Here is a 6,886-nt window from a genome sequence, read left to right on the forward strand (position 1 = left end):
TGATCTCCGAACGGGAGATTCCCATGCGATTGATTATTCTCGTGCCGCTGCTTGCGCCAATGCTGGCGACAGTGCCGGGCGTGGCCTTGGCCGAACCGCTTCCCTTCGATGCGGCGATCGAGCGCGCGTCACAAGACGCTCCCTCGATCCAGGCAGGCGCAGCTGGCGTGGAAGCCAAACGGTCTGCTGCGGTTGCCGCTGGCCGCCTGCCCGATCCCACCCTCAACGTCGGCATCGACAATTTCCCTGTTTCCGGCCCGCCCGCCTTCAGCTTCACGGCTGAGAGCATGACGATGGCGCGGATCGGGGTCGAACAGCCATTCCCCAATCCCGCCAAGCGCAGCGCGCAGCGCACGCGTGCGCAGGCCGACATCGGCATGGCCGAGGGCGAGCTTGCGGTCGAGACGCAGAATGTCCGGCTTGAGACCGCGCTTGCCTGGATCGATCTCTACTATGCCAAGCGGCGACTGGCCCAACTGGACCGGCTGATCGAGAGCCTCGATGATCTGCAATCGACTGTCTCGGCGCGACTGGCCTCTGGCTCGGCGCGGCCGAGTCAGGCACTCGAGCCGACGCAATTGCGCGGCGCGGTCAACGACCGCCGCAGCGAACTTGCTGCCGAGGTCGTGCGAGCGAAGGCCCGGTTGGCTCGCTTCACCGGTGATCCCGATGCGGATGTCATTGGCGACCCGCCAATGCCGGAAGTGGACAGGGCCAGCCTGATCGCGGGCATTCCACTGCTGCCGCGCCTTAAGGCACTCGACGCGGGTATCATCGGGGCTGAGGCTGATACTAGCCTTGCCCGCGCCGACAAACGCCCCGACTGGCGAGTGAGCGCCAGTTATGGCCGCCGCGACCCGGCCTATGGCGACATGGTTTCGGTGGGCGTTAGCATCGACCTGCCGTTCTTCGCCAAGCGGCGGCAGGATCCGAAGATCGCCGCCAGCCTGAGCGGCGAGACGCAGGCGCGGCTGCTGCGTGCCGCCGCCGAGCGCGAAATTCTGGCCACACTCGACGGCGATCTCGCCGATCACGAAATGCACATGCAACGGCTCGACAATGCCCGGAAGGTGCTGGTGCCGCTCGCCAGGCGCCGGGCCGAACTCGACATGGCGAGCTACGCGGCGGGCAAGCTCGACCTCGGCAGCGCGCTGCTGTCGTCGCTCGCCTTGGCCGAAGCCGAAGTCGATGCGCTGTCTCGTGAAGCAGACGTCGCGCGCGACGCGGTTCGGATCAATTACACCTATCGGCCAATTACCAACGGGGAGGTTCGGCCATGATGCTGAATGGGAAGAATGCCGCGCGCTGGGGCGCGGGAGTGATGGCATTGGCCCTGGTTGCAGGCGGCGGTGGATACTGGCTGGGACAACGTGGCGGATCGCCCGCGACCGAGGCCGGATCGACACAAGTGGAACGCAAGATTCTCTACTGGTACGATCCGATGGTGCCGGCCGAGCACTACGACAATCCCAACTCCCTCTCGTCGATGGGGATGAAGACGATCCCGAAATACGCCGACGCTGCTCCGGACACCGGACCGGGCGTGAGCGTGGACGCAGCCGCAAAACAGAACCTCGGGATGCGGGTTGTCGCGGCGGAAATGGGCGCCTTGCCCTCGGGCCTTACGGTCAACGGCACCATCGACTTCAACCAGCGCGACGTGGGAATCGCCCAGGCGCGTTCTGGCGGCTTTGTCACCCGTGTCTATGCTCGCGCACCGGGCGACGTGATCGGCGCTGGGGCGCCGATTGCCGACCTGCAACTGCCCGAATGGGGCGGCGCGCAGGGCGAGTTCCTTGCGGTCAAGCGGCTCGGACGACCGGACCTCACCGCGGCCTCGCGCCAGCGCCTCAGGCTGATGGGCATGTCCGACACGCTGATCGGCGAAGTCGAGCGGACGGGACGGACAAATGGCACGGTGACGATCCGTTCGCCCATCGGCGGCGTGATCCAGACGCTCGACGTGCGCCCGGGCATGACCTTGGCGGCGGGACAGAGCCTCGCGCAGGTCAGCGGGATCGGCACGGTCTGGCTCAATGCCGCGGTGCCGGAGGCGCAGGCCGGACTGGTGCGGACTGGCCAAGGCGCAAGCGCGACGCTGGCGGCGTTCCCGGGTGAGACCTTCGCCGGACGGGTCGCCGCGATCCTGCCCGCCGCGCAGGCCGATAGCCACACGCTGACCGTCCGCATCGAGCTCGTCAATCGCGGCGGCAGACTGCGCCCTGGCATGTTTGCGCAGGTGATCTTTGCCGGAGACGGCAAGCCTGCGCTGCTCGTGCCGAGCGAGGCGGTGATCCGCACCGGTGCGCGTGCGCTGGTCATGCTGGCGCTACCCGATGGCCGCTACCGCCCTGCCGAGGTCCGCATCGGACGCGAGGGCGGCGGCAGGACCGAAGTGCTCGCCGGATTGGCGGCGGGTGAGAAGGTCGTTTCCTCGGGCCAGTTTCTGCTCGATTCCGAAGCCAGCCTGACCGGCATTGCCGCTCGCCCGATCGGAGGTGGGCAGTGATCGCAAGCATCATCCGCGCCTCGATCAAGGGGCGTAAACTGGTCATCGCCGCCGCGCTGGTGTTGACCGCAATCGGTATCGCGGCGGTGCGGACCACCCCGGTCGATGCCTTGCCAGACCTCTCCGACGTGCAGGTCATCATCCGCACTTCGTGGCCAGGGCAGGCGCCGCAGATCGTCGAGAACCAGGTCACCACCCCGGTCGCCTCGACCATGCTCTCGGTCCCCGGCGCGCGCGTGGTGCGCGGCTATTCGTTCACCGGCGACAGCTTCGTCTATGTGCTGTTCGACGACGGCACCGATCTCTACTGGGCGCGCAGCCGGGTGCTCGAATACCTCAGCCAGGTGCAGAGCCGCCTGCCCGAAGGGGCACGCGCTTCGCTCGGTCCCGATGCCACGGGGGTCGGCTGGATCTACGAATACGCGCTGATCGACAAGACCGGGCGGCACGACCTCGCCCAGTTGCGCAGCTTGCAGGACTGGTTCCTGCGTTATGAACTCAAGACCGTCCCCGGTGTCGCCGAGGTCGCCAGCATCGGCGGCATGGTCAAGGAATACCAGGTCGTCGTCGATCCGGCGAAGCTCGCCGCCTACGGCGTGTCCGGAGAAGACGTTGCCGAAGCACTCAAGCGCGCCAATCAGGAGACTGGCGGTTCGAGCGTCGAGATGGCCGGCGCGGAATATACCGTGCGCGCCAGCGGCTATCTCAAATCGCTGGACGATTTCCGCGCCGTGCCGATCCGCGCTGCGGCGGGCGGTGTGCCGGTAACCTTGGGCGATGTCGCAACGGTCCAGCTCGGCCCCGAGATGCGGCGCGGGATCGCCGAGCTCAACGGCGAGGGCGAAGTCGCCGGCGGGGTGATCGTGATGCGGCAGGGCCAGAACGCCCGAGCCGTGATCGAGGGCGTCCGCGGCAAGCTCGACGAGCTCAGGAAAAGCCTGCCCCCCGGCGTCGAACTGGTCACCACCTATGACCGTTCGGGCCTGATCGACCGCGCGGTCGAGAACCTCACCGGCAAGCTCTTCGAAGAGTTCATCATCGTCGCGCTCGTCTGCGCGCTGTTCCTGTGGCACGCGCGCTCGGCATTGGTAGCGATCCTGACCTTGCCGCTCGGCATCCTCATCGCCTTCATCGTCATGCGTCTGCAGGGGCTTAATGCCAACATCCTGTCATTGGGCGGCATCGCCATCGCCATCGGCGCGATGGTCGATGCGGCCGTCGTCATGATCGAGAACGCCCACAAGCACCTCGAACGCTGGCGACACGATCATGGCGACGGTGAACCCGATCCGCCCACCCGTTGGAAGCTCGTCACCATCGCTGCCGCAGAGGTCGGCCCGGCGCTGTTTCTCAGCCTCTTGATCATCACCTTCTCGTTCCTGCCGATCTTCACGCTGCAAGGGCAGGAAGGTCGCCTGTTCGCCCCGCTGGCCTTCACCAAGACCTACGCGATGGCGGCCGCCGCCTTCCTCTCGATCACGCTGATCCCGGTGCTGATGGGGCTCCTCATTAGGGGGCGTATTCCGAGCGAGGAGGCCAACCCGCTCAATCGCTGGCTCACGCGCATCTACCGCCCGGTCATCGACTGGGTGCTGGCGCGCCCGAAACAGACATTGCTTGTTGCCCTGCTGGTCTTCGCCACCAGCCTGTGGCCGGTCAGCCGGATCGGCGGCGAGTTCCTGCCGCAGATGAACGAGGGCGACCTGCTCTACATGCCCTCGGCGCTGCCGGGCCTGTCGGCGGCCGAAGCAGGCCGCCTGCTCCAGCAGACCGACCGCATGATCAAGACCGTCCCGGAGGTTGAGAGCGTGTTCGGCAAGGCCGGCCGCGCCGACAGCGCGACCGATCCCGCGCCGCTCGAAATGTTCGAGACGACGATCCGGTTCAAGCCCCGTGATCAATGGCGGCCCGGAATGACGCCCGCCAAGCTGGTCGAGGAACTCGATGCTCGGGTCAAGGTGCCCGGCCTTGCCAACTTCTGGATTCCGCCGATCCGCAACCGGATCGACATGCTGGCGACCGGGATCAAGAGCCCGATCGGCATCAAGGTCGCGGGATCGAATCTTGGGGAGATCGACCGGACGGCGAAACGCATCGAGGAAGTGGTCAAAGCCGTCCCCGGCGTTTCCTCGGCCATCGCCGAGCGGCTCACCGGTGGGCGCTATATCGACGTCGATGTGAACCGCGCCGCCGCCGGACGCTACGGTCTCAATGTCGCCGACGTACAGGCGGTGGTCTCAGGCGCGATTGGCGGCGAGACGATCGGCCAGACCGTCGAGGGGCTTGCGCGCTATCCGATCAGCGTGCGCTACCCGCGCGAACTGCGCGACAGCGTGGACAAGCTGGCAAACCTGCCGGTGCTGACCCCTTCGCGCCAGCAAATCACGCTCGGCACGGTCGCCACCGTGCGCATCAGCGACGGTCCGCCGATGCTGCGGAGTGAAAACGGGCGCCCGGTCACCTGGATCTACGTCGATGGGCGCGGCGGCGACATGGTTGGCCTGGTCCGCGACATCAACCGGGCGATCACCGGCAAGATCGCGCTGCCGCCCGGCGTCAGCATCTCATACACCGGGCAGTACGAGTTCCTGGTCCGCGCCAAGGAACGGATGAAGCTCGTCATCCCGGTGACGCTCGCGATCATCTTCGCGCTGCTCTATCTCACCTTCCGCCGCTGGGACGAGGCGCTGCTGATCATGGGCACGCTGCCCTTCGCGCTCACCGGAGGGCTGTGGCTGCTCTGGTGGCTGGGCTACAACCAATCGGTCGCAACTGCGGTCGGGTTCATCGCGCTCGCCGGCGTCGCCGCAGAGTTCGGGGTGGTCATGCTGATCTACCTCAAGCAGGCGCTTGAGACGCGGGGCGACGGCGATGTTGCCGCCGCGGTGCGCGAGGGCGCGCTGCTGCGGGTGCGGCCCAAGGCGATGACCGTCGCGGTTATCCTCGCTGGTCTGCTCCCGGTGCTGGCCGGGAGCGGCGCCGGTTTGGAAGTGATGAGCCGGATCGCCGCGCCGATGGTCGGCGGCATGCTCACCGCGCCCTTGCTCTCGATGCTCGTCATCCCGGCGGCCTATCTGCTGATGCGTCGCCGATCCCGATCCCAAGTCCAACCCGAAGGAGAAGTGAAGTGAAGAAGACCCTGATTGTCGCATCGAGCCTGGCGCTGGCAGCCACGCTGGCGGCTTGCCAGAAGAAGGCTGAAGCCCCGGCGCCCGCGCCGAGTTCCAGTATGATGTCCGGCAACATGGCGGAGATGCCGATGGCCGGCGCGATGAAACACGGCATGGCGGCCGGCAAGGTCACCGCGATCGACGCTGCCAAGGGCACGATCACACTCGATCACGGGGCGATGAGCGGTCTCGACTGGCCCGCCATGACGATGGGCTTTACCGCCAAGCTGGAACAACTCGCGGGCATAAAGGTCGGCGACCAGGTCGACTTCGAGATCGACTGGGACGGCAAGGCTGGAGCGATCACGAAGATCGCCAAGGCCAACTGATCAAGTGCGCCCGGCGGCAGAATCAGGACTGCTGCCGGGCGGACTAATGATCGCGAGGCCGTTATGATGTCGCGATTAGGTCGATTGGTATCCTAGAGCATCGTGCTTTTGGTCTGCAACATACCCGGCATGTCTGAGATATTCTAGCATTCGTCGGGTGAGTAGAGTTGGCAGATTAGGCTGACAGCCTGCCGGAGGGTTCGATGGTTAGATATCCTTGGCTGCTGCATGCTCAATTTCCAGGAGTTGACAGCAAGGAACGTTTTTGATTGGCTAGCCTAGCGCAAACCCCATGAGACCACACGCCACTTGGAAGGGCGTGTCGTGATTTCAGCCAACTCAAAATTGATCGTAGCCGCGGCGATGATTTTCGTCTCGCCCGCAAAGGCAAGAGAAGTCGATCTAGCACGTTTTGAGCCTTCCGCTGCCACCGCCGGAAACGAGAATGGAGCTGTCGGGGTTGCGCTGCGCGCCCATTTCCAAGGCTTGGGCCAACTCGCCAGTGCATATGGCATCCGCGTGAAAAATCTAGCTATTGGCCAAAACCCGCCTTCAGGGCCGTTTGAACAGGAACCCTCGGCAATGTCAGGGCCTTCCGCGGCTGCATCATGCCTGGGGGATGGGTACTATTATCCGACGTGGTGGCTGCCACCGGAAATTGAGAGCCGCCGTGCAGCGTACTTTGGGGCAATGTCCGACATAGCTTGTGAAAATGGCTTGCCTGTTAACCTCCTTGATGCGGTCATCGCTCAAGAGTGTAGACCGGCGTGCAAAATTGACCCCGTTTGAGGGGTAATCGGCGTCTAAAATTGACCCCACCCTTGGGCATGTTTGAGGCTGTCCGTTTGTGCATACGAACGGCGAGGGCGGGGATGTTG

Annotated in this window: 5 protein-coding genes; all 5 read left to right on the forward strand. The window is 65.2% G+C overall.

Annotated elements, in window-relative coordinates; genetic code table 11:
- The first annotated feature begins 23 nt into the window (after positions 1-23).
- The 5 genes from POM99_RS19960 (at position 24) to POM99_RS19980 (ending at position 6,797) form a co-directional block, all read left to right on the forward strand.
- Complete coding sequence (locus tag POM99_RS19960; protein ID WP_438823035.1) at positions 24-1,280, forward strand: TolC family protein; 1,257 nt, start codon at positions 24-26, stop codon at positions 1,278-1,280.
- Positions 1,277-2,509 (forward strand): efflux RND transporter periplasmic adaptor subunit, encoded by a 1,233-nt coding sequence (locus tag POM99_RS19965; protein WP_277280448.1) that lies wholly within the window; start codon positions 1,277-1,279, stop codon positions 2,507-2,509. The genes POM99_RS19960 and POM99_RS19965 overlap by 4 nt, the downstream gene beginning before the upstream one ends.
- Positions 2,506-5,640 (forward strand): efflux RND transporter permease subunit, encoded by a 3,135-nt coding sequence (locus POM99_RS19970; protein WP_277280449.1) that lies wholly within the window; start codon positions 2,506-2,508, stop codon positions 5,638-5,640. Before POM99_RS19965 ends, POM99_RS19970 begins: the two co-directional genes overlap by 4 nt.
- Positions 5,637-6,008, forward strand: coding sequence for a copper-binding protein (locus tag POM99_RS19975; RefSeq protein ID WP_277280450.1), 372 nt, complete (start codon positions 5,637-5,639; stop codon positions 6,006-6,008). The genes POM99_RS19970 and POM99_RS19975 overlap by 4 nt, the downstream gene beginning before the upstream one ends.
- A 363-nt stretch (positions 6,009-6,371) precedes the next feature.
- Positions 6,372-6,797 (forward strand): hypothetical protein, encoded by a 426-nt coding sequence (locus POM99_RS19980; protein ID WP_277280451.1) that lies wholly within the window; start codon positions 6,372-6,374, stop codon positions 6,795-6,797.
- The last annotated feature ends 89 nt before the right edge of the window (positions 6,798-6,886 follow it).

Source organism: Novosphingobium cyanobacteriorum (assembly GCF_029436685.1).
Lineage (GTDB): Bacteria > Pseudomonadota > Alphaproteobacteria > Sphingomonadales > Sphingomonadaceae > Novosphingobium > Novosphingobium cyanobacteriorum.

What these genes read in the sequence shown, in the direction of transcription:
- POM99_RS19980 (WP_277280451.1), top strand. Translation starts at nt 6,372, where the DNA reads ATGATTTTCGTCTCGCCCGCAAAGGCAAGAGAAGTCGATCTAGCACGT.
- POM99_RS19965 (WP_277280448.1), top strand. Translation starts at nt 1,277, where the DNA reads ATGATGCTGAATGGGAAGAATGCCGCGCGCTGGGGCGCGGGAGTGATG.
- POM99_RS19960 (WP_438823035.1), top strand. Translation starts at nt 24, where the DNA reads ATGCGATTGATTATTCTCGTGCCGCTGCTTGCGCCAATGCTGGCGACA.